Below are 20,323 nucleotides of genomic sequence, written 5' to 3'. Positions count from 1 at the left end.
CTCGGTCAGACTTGCTCGGTGACACCGGCTGCATGGGCCTGCAGGTCGGCGTGGTAGGACGATCGCACCAGCGGGCCGGAAGCGACGTGATGGAAACCCATCGCCTCGCCTTCCCTGCGCAGCACGTCGAATTCTTCGGGAGTCCAGTACCGCACCACCGGATGATGGTGCGGCGTGGGCTGCAGGTACTGGCCAATGGTGATCATCTCGACGTCATGGGCGCGTAAATCGCGCAACGTCTCGAGCACCTGCTCATGGGTCTCGCCCAGGCCCAGCATGATGCCGGACTTGGTCGGCACCTCCGGGTGCTGCGCCTTGAAACGCTTCAGCAGGTCCAGCGACCACTGGTAATCGGCGCCCGGACGCACTTCGCGGTAGAGGTGCGGCACGGTTTCCAGGTTGTGGTTGAACACGTCCGGCGGGAAGTCCTTCAGCACTTCCAGCGCCCGCTCCATGCGGCCCTTGCCGCGGAAATCGGGGGTGAGGATCTCGATCTTGATGTTCGGGCTGGCGTGGCGCACCGCGCGGATGCAGCTGGCGAAATGCTCGGCGCCGCCATCACGCAGGTCGTCGCGATCGACCGAGGTGATCACCACGTACTTCAGCCGCATGTCGGCGATGGTTTCGGCCAGGCGTGCCGGCTCCAGCGGATCGGGCGGCTGCGGACGGCCATGCGCCACATCGCAGAACGAGCAGCGCCGCGTACATACCTCGCCGAGGATCATGAAGGTGGCGGTGCCCTTGCTGAAGCACTCGTGGATGTTCGGGCAACTGGCCTCTTCGCACACCGTCACCAGCGAGTTGTCGCGCAGGCGTGCCTTGAGCTGTTGCACGGCATTGCCCTGCGGCAACCGCACGCGGATCCAGCTGGGTTTGCGCAACGTCGGCACGGCGGTGTCGAAGCCGGCGCGGTTCAGCCCGATCTTGTCGTTGCCCAGCTGCTTGTCGACGGCCGGGGCTCCGGCGACGACGCTGATCGGAATGGTCTTGGAAACGGAAGGGGAAACGTCACTCATGCAGGCCTGCTCAAACCGCTACACGAGCGGGGAGTTCGGGGATGATGGGGGCAGCCGGTTCGGCCGTGAAACCGAACTGGCGGCAGAACTCTTCCACCAGCGCGTCTTCCACGTCCGCCAACCGCGACGGACCACCCAAGTCTAGCACCTGAGTGACCTCCAAACCCTTGTAGCCGCAAGGATTGATGCGGTGGAAGGGTTCCATGTTCATGTTCACGTTGAAGGCCAATCCGTGGAAACTGCAACCACGCCGCACGCGCAGGCCAAGGGCGGCCACCTTGGCGCCGCCCACGTATACGCCAGGCGCGCCTTCGCGACGTTCAGCGTGGATGTCCCAGTGCGCCAGCGTATCGATCAGCGACTGCTCGATCTTGTTGACCATCTCGCGTACGCCCACCTCGGCGCGGCGCAGGTCGATCATCGGGTAGCCGACGATCTGGCCCGGGCCGTGGTAGGTCACCTGCCCCCCGCGATCCACCGGGATTACCGGAATGTCGCCGGGCGCCAGCACGTGCTCCATCTTGCCGGCCTGGCCCAGGGTAAACACCGGATCGTGCTCCAACAGCCAGAATTCATCGGCCGTGTCGGCGGAGCGGTTGTCGGTGAACGCACTCATCGCCTTCCAGGTCACGTCGTAAGGCTGACGACCCAGGCGGCGAATCTTGAGTGGCAGGGACATGACTGGAACAACCTCGGGGAAAGGGGGAAATCTGGAGCCGGATGACGCCGATGCAAGGCCATGGCAGCGAAAGCGGCTACCGGGACACTCGCCGGTGGCCAAGGATACGCCTCCGGCCACCACCTGCCATGGATTTACAGCGTGAAGCGGATATCCGGATCAGCACGCAACGCCGCATGCGCGGCGTCGTATTGCTCCCGGGTATCGCAGCGGAAGCTCACCGTCACGGAAAGAAACTTGCCTTCGCGCGAATGCTTGTGCCGCACCGTTTCGTGCAGCACCTGCAGGCCCAGATCCGCCAGGATCTGCGGTACCCGGGCCTTCAGGTCGGCCTGGGCATCACCCATCGCAGTGACCTCGAATTCACCGGGAAAGACAAAGCCCTTGCCCTCCCGCCTGGCCTGGCTGAAGTCGATCTCCTGCATCACTTGGCGTCCGCAGCCTTGGCCGCCGGGGCGGCGTCGGGCTTCTTGTCGTCGTGGTGGAACCACAGCAGGATCGAATCCCACAGGCGCTTGAAGAAACCGCCCTGCGGCGCATCGTCCAGCGCGATCAACGGCACGCTCTGCAGCGGCTTGCCGTCCAGCGTGACGTTCAGCGTGCCCACCTGCTGGCCCTTCTTGAACGGCGCGATCAGGGTGGAGGGGATGTCCATGCTGGCCTTGAGCTTGTCGTACTCGCCCGTCTTCACGGTCACCAGCACGTCATGCGCCACGCCCAGCGGCAACTGGTCGGCCTCGCCCTTCCACAATTTCGGCGTAGCCAGCGGCTTGCCACTCTCGTACAGCTTGTGGGTCTCGTAGAAGCGGAAGCCGTAGTTGAGCAGGGCCATCGCCGAGTCGGCACGGGCGCGATTGGTGCTGGCACCCATCACCACCGCGATCATGCGCTCGTCGCCATGCTTGGCCGACGCATCCAGGCAGAAGCCGGCGGCGGCGGTATGGCCGGTCTTGATGCCGTCCACGGCCGGGTCACGCCACAGCAATTCGTTGCGGTTCTGCTGCTTGATGCCGTTCCACTCGAACTCCTTGATCTTGGAGATCGCGTAGTCGTCGGGGAAGTTGTGGATCAGTGCGCGCGACAGGATCGCGATGTCGCGGGCGGTGGAGTAATGGTCGGCCACCGGATAGCCGGAGGCGTCGGAGAAATGCGTGCCGGTCATGCCCAACTGCTTGGCGTAGGCGTTCATCAGGCCCACGAAGGCATCTTCGGAGCCGGCGGTGTGCTCGGCCAGTGCGATGGCCGAATCGTTGCCGGACTGGATGATCATGCCGCGCAGCAGATCCTCCAGCTTCACCGTGCTGCCCAGCTTGAGGAAGCTGGTGGAACCGTCGGTGCCGGCGCCGCCGGCCTTCCATGCGTGTTCGCTGATGGTGACCGGGTCGGTGAGATGGATGCGGCCGGCCGCGATTTCGGCGGACACCACGTATTCGGTCATCACCTTGGTCAGCGAGGCCGGCTCGCGGCGCTCGTCCGGATTGCGCGAAGCCAGGATCTGGCCGGTGGCGTAATCCATCAACACGTAGCTCTGCGCATCCACATCCGGCGGCGGCGGCACCGGCACCTGCGGCACGGTCGGCTTGGGAATTGCCGCGGGGCGGGGTGGCATCTGCTGGGCAGAGGCGGCACCCACCGTCAATGCAAGGGCGGCAAAAGCGGTGAGGGAACGGCGAAACAGGCTCATCACGATTATCTATCCGGTCTATGAATCATCGACGCCTGGGCGCCGTCACGATCTGTGGAAAACGTCAGTCTACCGCGACCTCGGGGTGCGGCAGCCCCATGCGCACGATCTGGTCGCTGACCCGGTCGGCGGCATCCGCGTCGGCCAGTGGTCCCAGCCGCACGCGGCGCACGTGCCGGCCACCGACTATCGCATCGACCACCTGCACCGGCGCCAGCCTGGCCTGGCGCAAGCGCTGAGCCACACGGTCGGCGTTGGCCGGATCGGCGAACGCGCCCACCTGCAGGTAGATGCCGGGGTGCGCGGACCCGCCTGTGACCACGGGCGGCGGCGGCAGTTCCCGAGCCGGCGTCGAAGGATCGATGCCCTGCACTTCCACCAGTCCGGTGCCCTTGGGCCAGATGCCGATGCGTACCGCCGCGGCGTAGGACAGGTCGATGATGCGGTTCTCGTGGAACGGACCGCGGTCGTTGACCCGCACGATCACGCTCTTGCCGTTGGCCAGGTTGGTCACCCGCGCGTAACTGGGCAGCGGCAACACCTTGCTGGCGGCGGAGAACTTGTACATGTCGTAGTTCTCCAGGCTCGATGTCTTGTAGCCGTTGAACTTGTTGCCGTAGTACGAGGCGATGCCGCGCTCGTCGTAGCCACGCGCGCTGGGCAGCACGCGATAACTCTGCCCGCGCACCGAGTACGGCGACTTGTTGCCGTACAGCGCACGCGGCTCCACCTTCGGCACCGGCTCGGGCAGTGTGGCGATGAAGGCCGGTGGCGCACCGGCCGGCGTGCTGTCGTCGTTGTCGCGGTAACGACGGCTTTGCGGCAGGCTGGTGTCGTCGCTCACGCCGTCGTGATGGAACCAGCCGTGGTGTGCCTTGCCAGCCGCCCCGCCGGCAGACGGCCGGGTCGCATGCCGGCCACCGCAGGCGGCCAGCACCAGCATGATCGCCAGCAGTCCCGGCCAGCGCCACGCCGCCCTCATCGCGTGGCGGTCCCGGCCATGTCGTCAGCGTGCACGCCCGCGGCAATCGCCTGCGACAACTGGTACACCGCCATCGCGTACAGCGGGCTGCGGTTGTAGCGGGTGATTACCTGGAAATTCTGGAAAGTGAACCAGTATTCGGGGCCGCGCGCGCCATCCAGGGTCAGCAGGCTGGTCGACTGGCCCGGATTGAGCCGTTGCAGCGGCGCATAGCCCCAGGCTTCCAGTTGCTCCAGCGACCACTGCGGCGCGGCCTGCCAGTCGAGCTTCTTCGCCGCCGCGTCCGGCTGCGCCTGCGCGGCCACCGGGCCGCCGCGCACCCAGCCATGTTTGGCGAAATAGTTGGCCACGCTGGCGAGGATGTCCGGCAACGAATCGTGCAGGTCGATGCGACCGTCCCCATCGGCATCCACCGCGTAGTCGCGGATGCTGTCGGGCATGAACTGGCCCCAGCCCTGTGCCCCGGCATAGGAGCCGGTAAGCGTGTCGATCGGACCTGCCAGCTTGTTCGACGGCAATTCCAGCAAGGTCTTCAGCTCGGAACGGAAGAATTTCGCGCGCGGCGGGTAGTACAGGCCCAGCGTGACCAGCGCGTCGAGCACCTTGTAATGCCCGGTGTTGCCACCGTAGGACGTCTCCACGCCAAGGATCGCCACGATGATTTCGGGCGACACGCCGTACTGCTTCGCCACGCGTTCCAGCATGGCCCGGTGTTCGCGGTAGAACGCCACGCCGGCATCGATGCGCTTGCCGGTGAGGAAGATCGGCCGGTACGCGCTCCACGGCTTGCTCTCGGCCGGGCGGCTGATCGCATCGAGGATGCTCTGCTGCTTGTGCGCCTTGTCCAGCAAGGCATTCAGCGCAGCGGGGCTCTGTCCGGTATCGCGTGCCACTTCGCGCACCAGTTCGGCCTGGCCGGGATGCGTGCCGGCGAGGGCCATCGTCGGCAGTGCGCCGATCGCGACCAGGGTCAGGACGAACAGGGAAGTCAGCCGGCGACGCGGCATGAAGCTCGATGGCATGGACGGCCTTGCTTTCGTGAATGGCATCACGGCAAGCCTAACATGCACCCCGGCGCAATCCGCGGCGGCTTGCAGGCATTCGCATGGCAGGCGTTCAGTCGTGCATCTTGCGATGCGCGTGGATCGACATCAGCACGCCGAAACCCACCAGCAGCGACACCGCCGAGGTGCCGCCATAGCTGATCATCGGCATCGGCACGCCGACCACCGGCAGCATGCCGGCAACCATGCCGCCGTTGACGAACACGTAGACGAAGAAGCTCATGCCGATTGCCCCGGCGAGCAGCCGCGAATAGGTGTCGCGCGCCTGCATCGCGATCCACAGGCAGCGGCCGATGATGAAGGCGTACAGCGCCAGCAGCAGGCACACGCCGATCAGGCCGAATTCCTCGGAGAACACCGCGAAGATGAAATCGGTAGTGTGCTCGGGCAGGAAATCCAGCCGCGACTGCGAGCTGTGTCCGAAGCCCTTGCCGAAGATGCCGCCGGAACCCACCGCGATCTGCGACTGGATGATGTGCCAGCCGTTGCCGAGCGGATCGGATTCGGGGTTCAGCATGGTCAGCACGCGATCGCGCTGGTACTGATGCAGGAAATGCCAAGCCACCGGAATCATGCCGACCACCGCCGCCAGCAAGGCCACGATGCGCCACCAGCCCATGCCGGCGAGGAACAGCGCGAACGCGCCGGCGGCGGTCACCAGCAGCGCGGTGCCGAGGTCTGGCTGCTTGGCGATCAATGCGGCAGGCACCACGATCAGCAAGCCGACCACGGCCATGTCCTTCCAGCTCGGGGGCAGTGGCCGCGCGTGCAGATACCACGCCACCATCATCGGCATGGTCAGCTTGAGCAGTTCGGACGGCTGGAAGCGCATCACGCCAAGATCGAGCCAGCGATCCGCGCCGCGGCCTTCACCCAGGACCGCCACCACCACCAGCAAGGCCGTACTGCCGATGTAAAGCCAAGGCGTCCAGGTGCGCAACGTTGCCGGCGGAATGCGTGAGACCAGCAACAACAGCACGCCGCCCAGCACGAAACGAGCGGCCTGGCCGCCGACCATCGACATGTTGCCGCCGTCGGCGCTGTACAGCGTGGCCAGACCCACCGCACCGAGCAGGAACAGACCTGCAGCCAACGGCAGATCGATTCGCGGCCGGGTCAGGATCCGGCGCAGGAAGCGGTTCATGCGTACTCGCATCAGTTCGATCATGGCGTCGCTCCCGTCGGCGCCGGTGCCGGTGCAGTCGACGGCGGCGGTGCCTTGGTGCGCGACTCCGGCAGCGGCGTGTCCGGCGGTGGGTCTTTCTGCGTGGACAGCCAGGCGTCGAGGATCTTGCGTGCGATCGGGCCCGCATCCGCCGCGCCCCAGGCTCCGGATTCCAGCACCACCGCCACGGCGATGCGCGGATGCTCCGCCGGCGCGAACATCTCGAACCAGGCGCGATGGCGGCTGGCCAGGTAGGCGGTGCTCTTGTTGGTGTTGTAGGCGTCGGTGGTGCGCGAGTAGCGCTCGGCGGTGCCGCTCTTGCCGGCGACGGTATAGGGAAAACCCTTGCCCAGGCCGTAGCCGGTGCCGCGCGGATCGTTCACCACCATCTGCATGCCCTGCTCCACCGTGTTCCAGTTTGCCTCACTGGTCACCAGCGACGGCCCGGTCGGCGGATTGACCAATGGCACGGGCGGGTTGTTCTCGCCGCTCTGCTCGGACATCACCAGTCGCGGCGCATACGGCACGCCGTGCCCGGCCAGGGTGGCGATGGCATGCGCCAGTTGCAACGGCGTCACCGCCCAGTAGCCCTGGCCGATGCCGGCGATCACGGTTTCGCCCGGATACCACGGCTGGCGGAAGTGCTTCGATTTCCACGCCCGCGACGGCAGCACGCCGGCGGCCTCGTTGTCCAGGTCGATGCCGGTGGGCTTGCCGAAACCGAACCGGCCCATCCACTTGCTGAAGCGGTCGATGCCCATGTCCAGTGCCAGCTTGTAGAAGTAGGTGTTCACCGACCACATGATCGCCAGCTTCATGTTCACCGTGCCGAAGCCGCCGCGGCGGTCGTCGCGGTAGCCGCGCTTCTGCCCCGGGATATAGAACACGCCGGTGGAGAGCACGGTGTCCTCGGGCGTGCGCAGGCCCAGCTCCAGCCCGCCCAGCGCCAGCAGCGGCTTCACCGTGGAACCGGGCGGGTACACGCCGCTGATCGCGCGGTTGAACAACGGCTTGTCCGGCCCGTACAGCAAGGCGTGGTAATCGGCCGCACTGATGCCGTCGACGAACAGGTTCGGATCGAAGGTGGGCACGCTGACCATCGCCAGCACCTGGCCGTTGCGCGGGTCGATCGCCACCGCCGCGCCGGGGCGCCCGTCGAAGGCCTTTTCGGCGGCCTTCTGGATGCGCGCATCGATGCTCAGGTAAAGATTCTTGCCGGGCGACGGCGGATGGGTTTCCAGCACGCGCTGCACGCGACCGTTGGCGTTCACCTCGTCCAGCTCATAGCCCGGCGTGCCGTGCAGCACGCTTTCGTAGGAACGCTCGATGCCGATGCGGCCGACATGGGTGGTGCCCTTGTAACTGGCCTCGTCCAGCTTTTTCATGTCGTCGGCGTCGATCCGGCCCACGTACCCCACCACATGCGCGAACAGGCTGCCCAGCGGGTAGTTGCGCGTGAGGTACGGCACCACGTCCACGCCGGGGAAACGCCAGCGGTTCACCGCGAAACGGTCGATCTCGTCCTCGGTCAAGTGCAGTTTCAACGGCACGCTGTCGAAACGACGGCTTTGCTTGACCTGCTTGAGGAAGCTGTCGATGTCGTCCTGGCTCAGCGGCACCACCATGCCGAGCTGCGCCAGCATCGCCTTCATGTCCTTGACCTGCTCGGGCACCACCTCGAGCCGGAACGCGGGCACGTTGTCCGCCAGCAGCACGCCGTTGCGGTCGTAGATGAGCCCGCGCGGCGGCGGCAGCACGCGCGGCTTGACCCGGTTGTTCACCGAGCGGGTGACGAACTCGTCATGTCGCGCCACCTGCAGATAAACGTAACGCGAGACCAGCGCACACAGCCCCAGCAGGATCAGCGCAAACCCGACCAGCGCACGCCGCCGGAACAGCGCGCCCTCGCTGCGGTGGTCCTTGATCGAACGCCGCTGCTGCATCAGCCCGCCTCGCGCATGTCGGCCATCATCATGCTCCCGCGCCGGCTCATTGGATGCGCAAGCGCATGCGCAGGTCGTCCATCAGCAGGAACAGGAACGGCCACAACGCCGCGCCGACGAACGGTGAAACCCACCACGCCAGCGGCGGCAGTGCCTCGCCGGCGAACGCGCGCACGATCAGCAGCAGGATGCGATCGTTGACCAGCAACGCCAGCACCGCCAGGGTCTGCTGCCACATCGGGAAGAAGCGCAGCCGCGAGCGGAAGCGCAAGGCGATGAAGACCAGCGCGGTCAGGCGCAACGCCTGTTCGCCGAGCAATACCCCGTCGAGCAGATCGGCACCCAACCCCAGCGCGAACGCCATCCCCAGGGTCATCCGGTCGCCCGCTTCCAGCGTCCAGTACAACAGCACCAGCGCCGGCCAGTACGGCTTGAACGGTTCCAGCACGGTCGGCAACGGCAGCAGCATCGCCAGCAGCGAGACCAGCAAAGTACCGGCAAACCACCAGCGGGCCAGGCGGGTGCGATTCATCGGGCAGCTCCCGTGGCGGGCGTGGCGGGCGCCGGCGCGGCCGACGAGACGGCCGGCGCCAGCGATGCCGGCGGCCCGGCCTCGGGCGCCGGCGCGGGCGGTCCGGCCGGCGCGGCCAGGTCATGCAGCAGCAACACGTCCTGGCTGCGGTCGAGGTCCGCGCTGGGCTCGGCGTGGGCTTCCAGGAAGGTTCCGGTCGCCGCAGGCGCCACCGACACCACCTCGCCCACCGGGAAGCCCGGCGGGAATCGTCCGCCGATGCCGGACGTAAGCAGGTGGTCGCCCGCTTTCACGTCGGCGGCGCGGGGAATCGTCGGCAGGGTCAATTGGTCGCCCTCGCGCGAACCGTAGGCCACGGTGCGCAGGCCGGTACGCTCGATCACCACCGGGATCGCGCTGTCCGGGTCGGTGACCAGCATCATCTCCGAGGTGGACGGCAACACATGCACGATCTGGCCCATCACGCCATGCGCATCGATGACCGGCTGCCCGGTCTTCACGCCCTGGCGCGCGCCCGCGTCAAGCATCAGGCGGTGCCGATAGGCCCCCAGGTCGACCCCGACCACCCGCGCCAGTTGCACCTTGAGCGTGAGGTTGTGGCGGGTATCGAGCAATTCCTTCAGGCGCTGGTTCTGTTCGGCCACGGCAGCCATGCGGTTGAGCTTGGCATTGGCCAGCAGCAGGTCTTCGCGCAGATGCTGGTTCTGCTCGGTGAGCAGCTTGCGATCGGCGAAGGCCACGCCCAGCGCGTGCATGCCTGCCGACGGCATGCCGGCCAGCTTGTACAACGGCTCCACCACCACCGCCGCGTTGTAACGCACGCGCCACAGCCAGCCGTTGCGATGGTCGAGCACCATCAGCACCATGGCCAGCGCGAGATAGAAGATCAGCCGCAGCGTACCGGCAACGGAGCCGGTGAACAGGGGTGAAGACGACTCCGGACCCATCAAGCAAACCCAGAAAGAAGACGGCGACAGCCAAGAGTACCCGGATGCATAACGATGCGGGTCCGAGTGACGCCGCGCGTTTGCCTCACCTTGTCGGGAAGAGGCAGGGAAAAGCGCGTTTCGATCGGCGCTATCGCGAGCACCCGCCCCTCACCCCAACCCTCTCCCCGCCGGGGAGAGGGAGATACTGTGCCCTTGCGGGCGCGCTTCATTCGGGGGCGAAGAAGTCGCTGCCGTGCTGGTCGATCAGTTCCAGCGCCTTGCCGCCGCCACGTGCCACGCAGGTGAGCGGATCGTCGGCCACTTGCACATGCAGGCCGGTTTCCTCGGAGATCAGGCGATCCAGGTCGCGCAGCAGCGCGCCGCCGCCGGTGAGCACGATGCCGCGCTCGGCCACGTCGGAGCACAGTTCCGGCGGTGTCTGCTCCAGCGCCGACTTGACCGCGGCCACGATACCCGACAACGGCTCGTGCAGCGCTTCCAGCACCTCGTTGGAGTTCATCGTGAACATGCGCGGCACGCCTTCGGCGAGGTTGCGGCCGGAGATCTCGATCTCCTTCACGTCGGACTGCGGGAAGGCGCAGCCGATCTGCAGCTTGATCCGTTCGGCGGTGGATTCGCCGATCAGGGTGCCGTGGTTGCGCCGCACGTAGTTGATGATCGCCTCGTCGAAGCGGTCGCCACCGACGCGCACCGACTGCGAGTAGACGATGCCGTTGAGCGAGATCACCGCCACTTCGGAGGTGCCGCCGCCGATGTCCAGCACCATCGAGCCGCGCGCCTCGTGCACGGGGATACCGGCACCGATCGCAGCGGCCATCGGCTCCTCGATCAGGAACACGTCGCGGGCACCGGCGCCTTCGGCCGATTCCTTGATGGCACGGCGTTCGACCTGGGTCGAGCCGCACGGCACGCAGACCAGCACGCGCGGGCTGGGCCGCAGCATGCGCGACTTGTGCACCTGCTTGATGAAATGCTGCAGCATCGCCTCGGTCATGGTGAAGTCGGCGATCACGCCATCCTTCATCGGCCGCACCGTGGCGATGTTGCCGGGGGTGCGACCGAGCATGCGCTTGGCGTCGCCGCCCACCGCCGCCACCGTGCGCGGGCCACCCGGGCCGCGATCCTGGCGAATCGCCACCACCGAAGGCTCGTTCAGCACGATGCCCTGGCCACGCACGTAAATCAGCGTGTTGGCTGTGCCGAGGTCGATGGAGATGTCGTTGGAAAAGATTCCGCGAAACTTCTTGAACATGGGATTCGCCGCGCGTCGACCTGGCTAAAAAGTAAGCGCGCCAGTCTAGTCAGCGCCGACCCGATCCGCAAGGACGCCAACGTTAAGAAATCCTTGCGCGGCAGGATGATATGCACGTTTCCTGTCATCCACGGCGAACTTCAGCGATGGGCAGAAAGTCGCCAGCACGCCGCGATGACGGTACGATGGCGTACTTTGGGCGGAACCCGCGCAAGGTGCGGGCCGACCGCCCGGCTGCGTCCAGTCCAGTCCGCGCAGCCATCACACCAACACCGGGGCCACGTCACCATCATGTCTGCCGTCATCTGCGGATCGCTTGCCTACGACACCATCATGGTGTTCCAGGACCAGTTCAAGAACCACATCCTGCCCGACCAGATGCACATCCTGAATGTGTCGTTCCTGGTGCCGCGGATGCGTCGCGAATTCGGTGGCTGCGCCGGCAACATCGCCTACAACCTCAAGCTGCTGGGCGGTGACCCGTTGCCGGTGGCGGCCGTGGGCCAGGATTTCGCGCCCTACCGCGCGCACATGGAAAAGTGCGGCATCCGGCTCGACGGCGTGCGCGTGTTCGACGAGCAGTTCACCCCGCAGTGCTTCATCACCACCGACCTGGACAACAACCAGATCACCGCCTTCCACCCCGGGGCCATGTCCAGCGCGCAGGAAAACCACGTGCGCGACATCCCGCAGATCGATTTCGCGATCGTGGCGCCGGATGGCCGCGAAGCGATGCTGCAGCACGTGGACGAGTTCGCCGCGCGCGGCGTGCCGTTCATCTTCGATCCGGGCCAGGCGATGCCGCTGTTCAGCGGTGACGAATTCCGCGCGATGATCGAAAAGTCCACCTATGTCATCGTCAACGACTACGAGTCGCAGCTGCTGCAGGCCCGCACCGGCTGGAGCGCGGACGAGATCGCCTCGCACGTGACGGCCTACATCGTCACGCTGGGGCCGCGCGGCTCGTGCATCCATGCTGATGGCACCGTCTACGACATTCCGCCGGCGCGCGAACGCGAGATCATCGACCCCACCGGTTGCGGCGACGCCTACCGCGCCGGCCTGATCTTCGGCATCATGCGCGGCTACGACTGGCCCACCGTGGGCCGCATGGCCTCGCTGATGGGCGCACTGAAAGTGGAACACCCCGGCACGCAGAACCAGCACTTCGACTACGCGCAGTTCGCTGCCGAGTATCAAGAGCAGTTCGGCCACGCGCTGGGCTGAGCCGCACCCACTCGCCGGAAATCTCTGCATGGCACTCACCGCCGACATCGTCATCGCGATCATCGCGCTGCTGCACGCGTGGTTCCTGGTGCTGGAAATGTTCCTGTGGGACAAGCCCACCGGCCTGCGCGCGTTCGGCATCACGCAGGCCTTCGCCACCCAGTCCAAGGCGCTCGCCGCCAACATGGGCCTGTACAACGGCTTCCTCGCCGCCGGCCTGATCTGGGGCTTGAGCCTCGGCCACGCCGGGCTGCCGGTGAAACTGTTCTTCCTGGGCTGCGTGCTGATCGCCGGCCTCTACGGCGGCCTCACCACCTCGCGCCGGGTGCTGTGGATCCAGGCGCTGCCGGCCGCGATCGGCCTGGTGCTGCTGTTGGCGTAGTCTCCAATGGATTCAGGGAGCGCCCCATGACCGACCATTCAGACCAGCAAGTAGTCGAACCCTACAAGCCGGGCTCCGAAAGAAACCAAACCACGGTACAGACCCCGAAGTCCAAGCTATGGCTCATCGCCAATGGAATTTTATCGGCTGGCTTGGTGGTGTGGTTGATTATCGGGCACGATCACTCACAAAGAATCTCGGGTGCTGAGTTGGCGTTCGGCGCGCTTTGGTGCTTCTCGGTCGCTGGCGAATATGTCTACAACAGGCGCGCCATCGTAGGCATCACCAATGTGGTGATGACTCGGGACAAGAATCCGAAAACCTATTGGCTGATCATAGGACTCATCACGCTTTGCGGCGTGCGATGCCTGCTTCTCGTTTTTTAACCGCTTTACCGATATGCAGTCGGCAGCAACGGAATCGATAAAATCCATGTCACCCATATCACGCGAAGCCGTGGGCACCCGCTTCGACCCGACCCTGATGCGGCGCGCCCGCGAGCAGACCTGGCTGGCACTGCGCGGCATCCAGGCACGCATCCATCCCGGCATCAGCGAAGACGAGGCGCAGGTCGCCGCCGCCGAAGTGTTTCGCGAACTGGGCGTCGAACGGCTGTGGCATCCGCCGTACATCCGCTTCGGACCGAACACCACCAAAACCTATCGCCAGCGCTCTGACCCGGGCGTGCGACTGGGTGAGAACGACATCTGCTTCATCGACCTCGGCCTGGTCTTCGACAGTCACGAGGGCGATGTCGGCGACACTTTCGTGGTCGGTGAGGCGCCGGAACGACAGGCTTGCGCCGACGCCGCCCGCACGCTGTTCCATGACGTCGCCGATGCCTGGCGTACGCAGGGACTGAGCGGCGAAGCCTTGTACGCATTCGCCGAACAGCGCGCACAGGCCATGGGCTGGCGCTTCAACCACGCGATCAAGGGTCACCGCCTCGGCGACTTCCCGCATTCGGTGCACAAGGGCGGCAACCTGGGTGATCTTGAGCACACCCCGTCCAGCGGGCTGTGGGTGCTGGAAATCCAGATTGCGCATCCCAGCGAGCCATTCGGCGCATTCTACGAAGACCTGCTCGAAGCGTGACGCTGGCCCCGGTCGGGCCACGACCACCGCGGCACCGTTGAAAAACCGCCTGCCCAACGGCATGTGACAGTCCTGTCCCACACACTCCGTCTCTACCCGGAACCCCGCTCATGGCCCGCCAGAAACCGCTCAACCTGTACCGCAACATCGGCATCATCGCGCACATCGACGCCGGCAAGACGACGACGACCGAGCGCGTGCTGTATTACACGGGCAGGAAGCACCAGATCATCGACGTACACGACACCAAGGACGGCAAGGGCTCCACCACCACCGACTACATGGAGCAGGAGCGCAAGCGCGGCATCACCATCCAGTCGGCGGCGGTGTCCACCGAGTGGAAGAACCACCGCATCAACGTGATCGACACCCCGGGACACGTGGACTTCACCATCGAGGTGAACCGTTCGCTGCGCGTGCTGGATGGCGCCGTGGTGGTGTTCGACGGCGTGGCCGGGGTGGAGCCGCAGACCGAGACCAACTGGCGCCTGGCCGACCAGTACAAGGTGCCGCGCCTGTGCTACATCAACAAGATGGATCGCATCGGCGCCAACTTCGCGCACTGCGTGAAGGGCATCCGCGAGCGCCTGGGTGCCAACGCCGTGCTGTGCCAGGTGCCGCTGGGCAGCCATGACGACTTCATGGGCATGGCCGACCTGATCGCGGGCGTCGGCTATATCTGGCTGGGCGACGACAAGGACAGCAAGTGGGAAACCGTTCCGCTGGACGAGCTCGCCGCGCATCCGCGCGTGCAGGCGCTGACCAACGGCGCCGACAAGCAATGGGTGGCTGACCTGGCCAAGCTGCGCGAGCAGAGCATCGAAAGCGCAGTCGAAGCCGACGACGCGGTGATGGATACCTACCTCACCAGCGGTGAAACGCCCTCGCTGGAAACACTGAAGAAGTGCATCCGCAAGGGTTGCGTGGCCGGCACGCTGATCCCGGTGCTGTGCGGCTCGTCGTACAAGAACAAGGGCGTGCAGCAATTGCTGGATGCGGTGATCGACTACATGCCCTACCCCGGCGAGAACGGTGGCATTTCGGTGGTCGACGAGGACGGCAACGTCGTCGGCGAGCAGGCGGTGACCGACGATGCCCCGGTGCGCGCACTGGCGTTCAAGGTCATCAACGACCCGTTCGGCACCCTTACCTTCACCCGCATCTATTCCGGCGTGATCAGGAAGGGCGACGCGCTGTACAACGTCACCCGCGACAAGAAGGAGCGCATCGGCCGCATCGTCGAAGTGCAGGCCGATCACACCAGGGAGATCGACGAAGTCCGCGCCGGCGACATCTGTGCCTTCGTTTCGCTGAAGGAAACCGAGACCGGCGACTCGCTGACCGATCCGGGCCATCCGGTGCTGCTGGAGCGCATGCGCTTCCCCGATCCGGTGATCAGCGTGTCGGTGGAGCCGAAGAGCCGCAACGACGTCGACAAGATGTCCACCGCGCTCTACAAGATGGTCAAGGCCGACCCCTCGCTGAAGATGGAAGTGGACAAGGAAACCGGCGAGACCGTGCTCAAGGGCATGGGCGAGCTGCACCTGGAAATCACCATCGACCGCATGCGCACCGAACTGGGCGTGGAAGCCAACATGGGCAAGCCCAAGGTCAGCTTCCGCGAGGCCTTCGGCAAGAGCGTCGAGCACACCTACACGCACAAGAAACAGTCCGGCGGCTCGGGCCAGTTCGCCGAGGTGAAGATGATTTTCGAGCCGGGCGAGACCGGTTCGGGCGTGGTGTTCTCCGACGAGGTGGTCGGTGGCCGCGTGCCGCGCGAATACATTCCGGCGGTGGAGCATGCGATCCGCACCGAGGCCTTGCAGGGCCAGGTGGCCGGCTATGAAGTGCTGGACTTCAAGGCCCGCCTGATCGACGGCAAGTACCACGATGTCGACTCCTCGGCACTGGCCTTCGAGATCGCCGGCCGTTCCTGCTTCCGCGAGGCGCAGCGACTGTCGAACCCGAAACTGCTGGAACCGATCATGAGCCTGGAGGTGGTCACCGAGGCCACTTATCTCGGTGACGTCATCGGCGACATCAACCGCCGCCGCGGCACCATCAACGACCAGGGCCAGCGCGGCACGCAGGCCTACGTCGACGGCCACGTGCCGCTGTCGGAAATGTTCGGCTACATCAACTTCCTGCGTTCGGCCACGTCGGGTCGCGGCACCTTCACGATGATCTTCGACCACTACGAGGAAGTGCCTTCGCACATGGTCGAGAAGCTGATGGAAAAAGAGACCAAGTAGGTCGTGTTCCTTCATCCGCGATGGCACGCGGTGCCGGCGGGATGAAGCAGGCAAAAAGTCGCCCTGCAGTGCACGCCAGATGGCACTGCAGGGCGAGGCACCCATTCATCGGGGCCGAAGGGCCGATGACACACTCGCCCCCAGAGCCATAGGGACGTGCCGCATGTGCCACGACCACGAGGGTTGTCGGATCAGCGCACCCAGCCCTCGGTTTTCATGATGCGGGCGCCCTCTTCACTGGTCAGGAAACCCACGAACTTCCGGGCCTCGGGGTCGGCATCCGGAGCCAGCACGACATTGACGTCGCGCCAGATGGTTCGCGCCTTGGACAGCGGCACTAGGTCCGCCTGCTCCGGATGGGTGATCGGCCAGTCCGGCCAGGTGATCCAGGCATCGGCATGCATGCTGACGAAGGCCTTGTAGGACGCACCGCTGCCCTTGCCGAAGGCAACGATATTCGTGCGGAAGCGCTTGACGTCATCGAGGCTGCCCAGGCGGCCGGCGACGTCTTCCCACACGCCTGTCCCGGACGTATTCGCCACGCCGGAACCTTCGGTGACGACGATCTTCATGCCATTCTTCAGCAGGTCGTCGAAGCCGCGGATGCCTTTGGGGTTGCCCTTCTGCACCGCGATGATCGCGGGACGGATATAGATCGGCATGACATCGCGGGAAGAAAACGTCTTGTAGGTTTCCAGAAAAGCCGTGATGTCCTGCTCGGCGGTGCCCCAGAGGATGTCGGCGTTGGCCTGGGCGTTCTTCGTCCAGGTGGGTTCGGGGCCGGCGGTGATGACCACCTGCACGCCGGTTTTCTTCTGGTATGCCGCGGCCACCTTGCGGAAAGCCGTGTCGGGTCCGCCGGCGCCGTACAACCGCACCACGCCGTCCCTGGCGTTGTGCACGATCGTCGGGTCGGGTATCTCGTGCGCCGTTGCCGAAAGGCAGAGTGCCCACGGCAGCACGGCGGCAAGCAAAGCGGGAATGACGGGTTTCATCAGCGTGTCCTGATCCGGGTACGGGTATCCCTTGCGGGGCTTTTCAGCGGCCATCGCATGGCCGCGTGGTCAGGAGAGAGACGCCCGGGCCATCCGGTTTATTCCCGCGGCGACGGGCTTTCCCTGTTCCGCCGCGCCGAAGCCAGGGCAACGGCGGCCTCAACCGTTGCCGGCGTAGGCCAGACACCAGCCCTTCGGACTGATATCGCCGGCCACGATGATGCAGCGACCGTCGGCCTTGGGGTCCTTGCCCGGGATGTAGTTGGCGCAGTTCGCACACGCCGACGTGCCCTTCGGGTGATCCTGGTATTGCAACGCCGATTTGGCCGCCGTGCCGGAGGCGGGAGCCGCGTCCGCACGCGCCAGGGCGGGTCGGGCGAGCAGCGGCAAGCTGGCGACCGCACCTGCGGCCACCGCGATGTGCCGCAGCATCAGGCGGCGCGAAATGACGGGGTTGAATGAGTCGGTCATGACCTGGGTTCTCGTGTTCATGGAAAAGTGATGGGCGCGGCAGCCCGCGCGAAGCCGGCTGCCTGCGCCATGGAAACCGGCTCGGCTCAGTCGTTGCCGACGACGGTGAGCCAGAACGGCAACTTGCCATCGGTGGATATCTGCTTCACCACATCGAGGCTGCGGGAATCGATCACCGCTACCTTGTCGGTGCCGGTGACGCCCACGTAGACCCAGCGGCCATCGCGGCTGGCGCGCACGCCATGCGGCCCCTGGCCGACATCGATGCGCTTGACCACCTTGAACGTGGTCGGGTCGATCACGTCCACCACGTGGTCGGCAATCGCCCCGGTGAACACGTAGCGGCCACCGGGAATGACGTCGATGCCGGCGTGGCCCAGACCCACCGGGATCACTGCCAGCTCCTTGCGCGACGGAATGTCGACGACGGCGACCTTGCCGACCAGGTCGCGTACCCACAGGGTCTTTTCGTCGGCGGAAAGATCGAGGTTGTGCGGACCGTGGATGCCCGGCACCGGGATTTCGTCGATCTTCTTCAGCGACTGCATGTCCACCACGGCCACGCCGGTGCCGCCTTGCAGGGTCACGTAGGCGAGCTTGCTGTCCGCGATGAAGCGGATGTTGTGCGGCACCTTGCCGACCGCAATCGACTTGACCAGTTTGCGAGTCGCCATGTCGATGACCGCCACCGTGCCATTACCCGCGCTGACTGCCATGCCCCAGCGTCCATCCGGGCTGATCGCCACACCTTGCGGCGTCGGACCGATGTCGTAAGTGGCCAGCTTCTTGCCGCTGTGCGCGTCCAGCATATAGGCTTCCGGGCGATCCTTGCTGCTGGCCAGCAGATATTTGCCATCCCGGCTGATGGCGTCGTAGTGGGCACTGGCCACGTCGCCCCACGTCTTGCCCGACGGCATGTTCTCGACGGCGTTGCCCGCCTGCAAGGTCACGTAGACCGGTGCGGGAAACAGGCTTTCCGGTTCGGCCGCACGGGCGCCAGCGATACCGCCGCCAAGCACCAGCGTCACGGCGCAGCAGGCCAGCGTGCGGCGCAGGCCGCCTGTCGTAAGGTTATTGCTCAAACTCATGCCAATTCCTGTCATGTGGGAGGATCTGTTTGCATTCGTTCGCGGCGGTCATGGATGTTCGCCGTGAACCGTACCCGGGCCTTCGACGGTCCGGGTTGCACAAGGCAGACGCCCCGCGTCGACATTTATTCCCCGGCACCGGGAATAATTCCCGCGCGATAGCGTCTGCCCTGCATCTGCCACGCCGCGGGAGGCCTCTCCGGCCATGCTCGAACACGACATCGACGATCAATTGCGCGAGTTGTTGCCGCGCCTGCGCCGCTTTGCGCGCTGGTTGACGCGCGACGTCAACAATGCCGACGATCTGGTCCAGTCGACCCTGGAGCGGGCGCTTTCACGCTGGGAAAGCCGGCGTGACGACACCGCGCTGCGGGCGTGGCTGTTCACCATCGCGTATCGCCTGTTCCTGGATGGCAAACGCCGCGCGCAGCGCTACGCCAGCATGCTCAGGTTCCTGCACCATGGCAGCGAAGGCGAACAGCCGTCGGTGGAACGCGAGGTGATGGCGCAGTCGGCATTGCAGGCGCTGGAACGCCTGCCCGACGAACAGCGGCACCTGCTGCTGTGGGTTTCGGTGGAAGGCCTCAGCTACCGTGAAGTGGCCCAGCTTCTGGACGTGCCCATGGGCACCGTGATGTCGCGCCTGTCACGAGCTCGGGCGGCGTTGCACCGACTGAGCGATGGCGAAACATTGAAGACACCCGCCCTGCGGTTACTCAAGTGAACGACATGAACGAGACAACCCCGTTTCCCGGCGAAGCCGACATCCACGCGTACATCGACGGCCGCCTGGACGAAGCCGACAGCGCCCGCATGGAGGCGTGGCTGGAGCGCAACCCGGCACGCGCCAAAGAGATTCGCGGGTGGCAGCAGGATGCCCAGCAGTTGCGCGCCATGCTGGGCGGCCTGCCCGCTTCGACCGGGCAGGCCGCCCTCGACCCGGCGACGATCCGGGCACGACGCCGACACCGCGTGCGTGCGCGCCTTGCCATGGCCGCGATGCTGGTGCTGGCACTGGGCGTGGGCGCGATCAGTGGCTGGCAGGCGCGGCGCATGACGATGCCGACGGCCGCGGCACCCATGGCCGATGCACTGCAGGCCTACCGCATGTTCGCGCTGAACCGGCACGTCAACCTCGATGTGACACAGCAGCATGCCGGCGAGCTGCAAGGCTGGCTGGACCAGCACTTCCGCAACGCGGCGCGACTGCCCAACCTGGCGGACTCCGGCTTTCGCCCCGTCGGCGGCCGCCTGCTGGCGACCGACAACGGGCCCGCCGCGATGGTGCTGTACGAAGATCGCCAGGGCGATGCCATCAGTTTCTACATCCGGCCGCCATCGCCCAACACCGGCACCCTGCGGCGCGGGCAGCGGCGCGAAGGGCAACTGGTCGCGTCGTACTGGTCCGGCAACGGCTACAACTACGCCCTGGTCAGCCACGACGACGCCTCCGACATGCGTGCCATCCGCGATGCATCGCGGCCCTCGGCCATTTGACGCGACACAGGGCCACGGCCCGATTCACGGTAGAATGAGCGGTTCGCAT

At 65.8% G+C, this 20,323-nt stretch carries 21 protein-coding genes; 7 read left to right on the top strand and 14 right to left on the bottom strand.

Features of this window, described 5'->3' with window-relative positions; genetic code table 11:
* Positions 1-5 precede the first annotated feature (5 nt).
* From lipA to BMY90_RS10490, 11 genes are all read right to left on the bottom strand, one after another.
* Entirely contained in the window at positions 6-1,016 is a 1,011-nt protein-coding gene (lipA, locus tag BMY90_RS10540; protein ID WP_008214832.1) for a lipoyl synthase, read from the bottom strand.
* 10 nt (positions 1,017-1,026) lie between these two features.
* Positions 1,027-1,695 carry a lipoyl(octanoyl) transferase LipB gene (lipB, locus tag BMY90_RS10535; protein ID WP_008214830.1) on the bottom strand — a complete coding sequence of 223 codons (669 nt, stop codon included), beginning with the start codon at positions 1,693-1,695 and terminating at the stop codon, positions 1,027-1,029.
* Positions 1,696-1,829: 134 nt separating this feature from the next.
* Positions 1,830-2,120, bottom strand: a complete 291-nt coding sequence (locus tag BMY90_RS10530) for a DUF493 family protein (protein ID WP_008210127.1) — start codon at positions 2,118-2,120, stop codon at positions 1,830-1,832.
* Positions 2,120-3,379, bottom strand: coding sequence for a D-alanyl-D-alanine carboxypeptidase family protein (locus BMY90_RS10525; protein ID WP_092703820.1), 1,260 nt, complete (start codon positions 3,377-3,379; stop codon positions 2,120-2,122). Before BMY90_RS10525 ends, BMY90_RS10530 begins: the two co-directional genes overlap by 1 nt.
* 64 nt (positions 3,380-3,443) lie before the next feature.
* The gene (locus BMY90_RS10520; RefSeq protein WP_092703818.1) at positions 3,444-4,361 is read right to left on the bottom strand and encodes a septal ring lytic transglycosylase RlpA family protein; all 918 of its coding nucleotides are present in this window, start codon (positions 4,359-4,361) and stop codon (positions 3,444-3,446) included.
* Positions 4,358-5,383: a lytic murein transglycosylase B gene (gene mltB / locus BMY90_RS10515; RefSeq protein WP_245735016.1), complete on the bottom strand. Its 1,026-nt coding sequence runs from the start codon at positions 5,381-5,383 to the stop codon at positions 4,358-4,360. Before mltB ends, BMY90_RS10520 begins: the two co-directional genes overlap by 4 nt.
* A 94-nt stretch (positions 5,384-5,477) precedes the next feature.
* Positions 5,478-6,593 carry a rod shape-determining protein RodA gene (rodA, locus tag BMY90_RS10510; protein WP_092703816.1) on the bottom strand — a complete coding sequence of 372 codons (1,116 nt, stop codon included), beginning with the start codon at positions 6,591-6,593 and terminating at the stop codon, positions 5,478-5,480.
* Complete coding sequence (mrdA, locus tag BMY90_RS10505; RefSeq protein WP_092703814.1) at positions 6,590-8,533, bottom strand: penicillin-binding protein 2; 1,944 nt, start codon at positions 8,531-8,533, stop codon at positions 6,590-6,592. Before mrdA ends, rodA begins: the two co-directional genes overlap by 4 nt.
* A 46-nt stretch (positions 8,534-8,579) precedes the next feature.
* Positions 8,580-9,065: a rod shape-determining protein MreD gene (mreD, locus tag BMY90_RS10500; RefSeq protein ID WP_008214818.1), complete on the bottom strand. Its 486-nt coding sequence runs from the start codon at positions 9,063-9,065 to the stop codon at positions 8,580-8,582.
* Positions 9,062-10,012 carry a rod shape-determining protein MreC gene (gene mreC, locus BMY90_RS10495; protein WP_092703812.1) on the bottom strand — a complete coding sequence of 317 codons (951 nt, stop codon included), beginning with the start codon at positions 10,010-10,012 and terminating at the stop codon, positions 9,062-9,064. Before mreC ends, mreD begins: the two co-directional genes overlap by 4 nt.
* 208 nt (positions 10,013-10,220) lie before the next feature.
* Complete coding sequence (locus BMY90_RS10490) at positions 10,221-11,267, bottom strand: rod shape-determining protein (RefSeq protein WP_008209579.1); 1,047 nt, start codon at positions 11,265-11,267, stop codon at positions 10,221-10,223.
* Between the two features lie 291 nt (positions 11,268-11,558).
* Here BMY90_RS10490 and BMY90_RS10485 point away from each other — a divergent pair, with 291 nt between their 5' ends.
* The 5 genes from BMY90_RS10485 (at position 11,559) to fusA (ending at position 16,223) form a co-directional block, all read left to right on the top strand.
* Positions 11,559-12,494: a carbohydrate kinase family protein gene (locus tag BMY90_RS10485; protein ID WP_092703810.1), complete on the top strand. Its 936-nt coding sequence runs from the start codon at positions 11,559-11,561 to the stop codon at positions 12,492-12,494.
* A gap of 28 nt (positions 12,495-12,522) precedes the next feature.
* Positions 12,523-12,876 carry a DUF1304 domain-containing protein gene (locus BMY90_RS10480; protein ID WP_092703808.1) on the top strand — a complete coding sequence of 118 codons (354 nt, stop codon included), beginning with the start codon at positions 12,523-12,525 and terminating at the stop codon, positions 12,874-12,876.
* Positions 12,877-12,902: 26 nt separating this feature from the next.
* The gene (locus tag BMY90_RS10475) at positions 12,903-13,262 is read left to right on the top strand and encodes a hypothetical protein (protein ID WP_092703806.1); all 360 of its coding nucleotides are present in this window, start codon (positions 12,903-12,905) and stop codon (positions 13,260-13,262) included.
* A gap of 46 nt (positions 13,263-13,308) precedes the next feature.
* Complete coding sequence (locus BMY90_RS10470; RefSeq protein ID WP_092703804.1) at positions 13,309-13,971, top strand: M24 family metallopeptidase; 663 nt, start codon at positions 13,309-13,311, stop codon at positions 13,969-13,971.
* A 110-nt stretch (positions 13,972-14,081) separates the two neighbouring features.
* Complete coding sequence (gene fusA / locus BMY90_RS10465; RefSeq protein ID WP_092703802.1) at positions 14,082-16,223, top strand: elongation factor G; 2,142 nt, start codon at positions 14,082-14,084, stop codon at positions 16,221-16,223.
* A 191-nt stretch (positions 16,224-16,414) separates the two neighbouring features.
* Here fusA and BMY90_RS10460 read toward each other — a convergent pair whose 3' ends face one another.
* The 3 genes from BMY90_RS10460 to BMY90_RS10450 form a co-directional block, all read right to left on the bottom strand.
* Positions 16,415-17,218 (bottom strand): extracellular solute-binding protein, encoded by an 804-nt coding sequence (locus BMY90_RS10460; protein ID WP_092703862.1) that lies wholly within the window; start codon positions 17,216-17,218, stop codon positions 16,415-16,417.
* A gap of 159 nt (positions 17,219-17,377) precedes the next feature.
* Positions 17,378-17,689 (bottom strand): high-potential iron-sulfur protein, encoded by a 312-nt coding sequence (locus tag BMY90_RS10455; protein ID WP_092703800.1) that lies wholly within the window; start codon positions 17,687-17,689, stop codon positions 17,378-17,380.
* Between the two features lie 86 nt (positions 17,690-17,775).
* Positions 17,776-18,777: a cytochrome D1 domain-containing protein gene (locus BMY90_RS10450; protein ID WP_245735015.1), complete on the bottom strand. Its 1,002-nt coding sequence runs from the start codon at positions 18,775-18,777 to the stop codon at positions 17,776-17,778.
* Between the two features lie 205 nt (positions 18,778-18,982).
* Between BMY90_RS10450 and BMY90_RS10445 the strand changes: the two genes are divergently transcribed.
* A complete protein-coding gene (locus BMY90_RS10445) occupies positions 18,983-19,501 on the top strand; it encodes an RNA polymerase sigma factor (RefSeq protein WP_092703798.1) in 519 nt (172 codons plus the stop codon).
* A 5-nt stretch (positions 19,502-19,506) separates the two neighbouring features.
* Positions 19,507-20,274 carry an anti-sigma factor family protein gene (locus tag BMY90_RS10440; RefSeq protein WP_092703859.1) on the top strand — a complete coding sequence of 256 codons (768 nt, stop codon included), beginning with the start codon at positions 19,507-19,509 and terminating at the stop codon, positions 20,272-20,274.
* The last annotated feature ends 49 nt before the right edge of the window (positions 20,275-20,323 follow it).

The sequence above is a fragment of the Rhodanobacter glycinis genome (assembly GCF_900114325.1).
GTDB classification, from domain to species: domain Bacteria; phylum Pseudomonadota; class Gammaproteobacteria; order Xanthomonadales; family Rhodanobacteraceae; genus Rhodanobacter_A; species Rhodanobacter_A glycinis.
This window is presented reverse-complemented; position numbering and strand designations above follow the sequence as displayed.

Coding starts and splice junctions, on each gene's coding strand:
- lipA (WP_008214832.1), bottom strand. CDS start 1,016: ATGAGTGACGTTTCCCCTTCCGTTTCCAAGACCATTCCGATCAGCGTC.
- lipB (WP_008214830.1), bottom strand. CDS start 1,695: ATGTCCCTGCCACTCAAGATTCGCCGCCTGGGTCGTCAGCCTTACGAC.
- BMY90_RS10530 (WP_008210127.1), bottom strand. CDS start 2,120: ATGCAGGAGATCGACTTCAGCCAGGCCAGGCGGGAGGGCAAGGGCTTT.
- BMY90_RS10525 (WP_092703820.1), bottom strand. CDS start 3,379: ATGAGCCTGTTTCGCCGTTCCCTCACCGCTTTTGCCGCCCTTGCATTG.
- BMY90_RS10520 (WP_092703818.1), bottom strand. CDS start 4,361: ATGAGGGCGGCGTGGCGCTGGCCGGGACTGCTGGCGATCATGCTGGTG.
- mltB (WP_245735016.1), bottom strand. CDS start 5,383: ATGCCATCGAGCTTCATGCCGCGTCGCCGGCTGACTTCCCTGTTCGTC.
- rodA (WP_092703816.1), bottom strand. CDS start 6,593: ATGATCGAACTGATGCGAGTACGCATGAACCGCTTCCTGCGCCGGATC.
- mrdA (WP_092703814.1), bottom strand. CDS start 8,533: ATGCAGCAGCGGCGTTCGATCAAGGACCACCGCAGCGAGGGCGCGCTG.
- mreD (WP_008214818.1), bottom strand. CDS start 9,065: ATGAATCGCACCCGCCTGGCCCGCTGGTGGTTTGCCGGTACTTTGCTG.
- mreC (WP_092703812.1), bottom strand. CDS start 10,012: ATGGGTCCGGAGTCGTCTTCACCCCTGTTCACCGGCTCCGTTGCCGGT.
- BMY90_RS10490 (WP_008209579.1), bottom strand. CDS start 11,267: ATGTTCAAGAAGTTTCGCGGAATCTTTTCCAACGACATCTCCATCGAC.
- BMY90_RS10485 (WP_092703810.1), top strand. CDS start 11,559: ATGTCTGCCGTCATCTGCGGATCGCTTGCCTACGACACCATCATGGTG.
- BMY90_RS10480 (WP_092703808.1), top strand. CDS start 12,523: ATGGCACTCACCGCCGACATCGTCATCGCGATCATCGCGCTGCTGCAC.
- BMY90_RS10475 (WP_092703806.1), top strand. CDS start 12,903: ATGACCGACCATTCAGACCAGCAAGTAGTCGAACCCTACAAGCCGGGC.
- BMY90_RS10470 (WP_092703804.1), top strand. CDS start 13,309: ATGTCACCCATATCACGCGAAGCCGTGGGCACCCGCTTCGACCCGACC.
- fusA (WP_092703802.1), top strand. CDS start 14,082: ATGGCCCGCCAGAAACCGCTCAACCTGTACCGCAACATCGGCATCATC.
- BMY90_RS10460 (WP_092703862.1), bottom strand. CDS start 17,218: ATGAAACCCGTCATTCCCGCTTTGCTTGCCGCCGTGCTGCCGTGGGCA.
- BMY90_RS10455 (WP_092703800.1), bottom strand. CDS start 17,689: ATGACCGACTCATTCAACCCCGTCATTTCGCGCCGCCTGATGCTGCGG.
- BMY90_RS10450 (WP_245735015.1), bottom strand. CDS start 18,777: ATGAGTTTGAGCAATAACCTTACGACAGGCGGCCTGCGCCGCACGCTG.
- BMY90_RS10445 (WP_092703798.1), top strand. CDS start 18,983: ATGCTCGAACACGACATCGACGATCAATTGCGCGAGTTGTTGCCGCGC.
- BMY90_RS10440 (WP_092703859.1), top strand. CDS start 19,507: ATGAACGAGACAACCCCGTTTCCCGGCGAAGCCGACATCCACGCGTAC.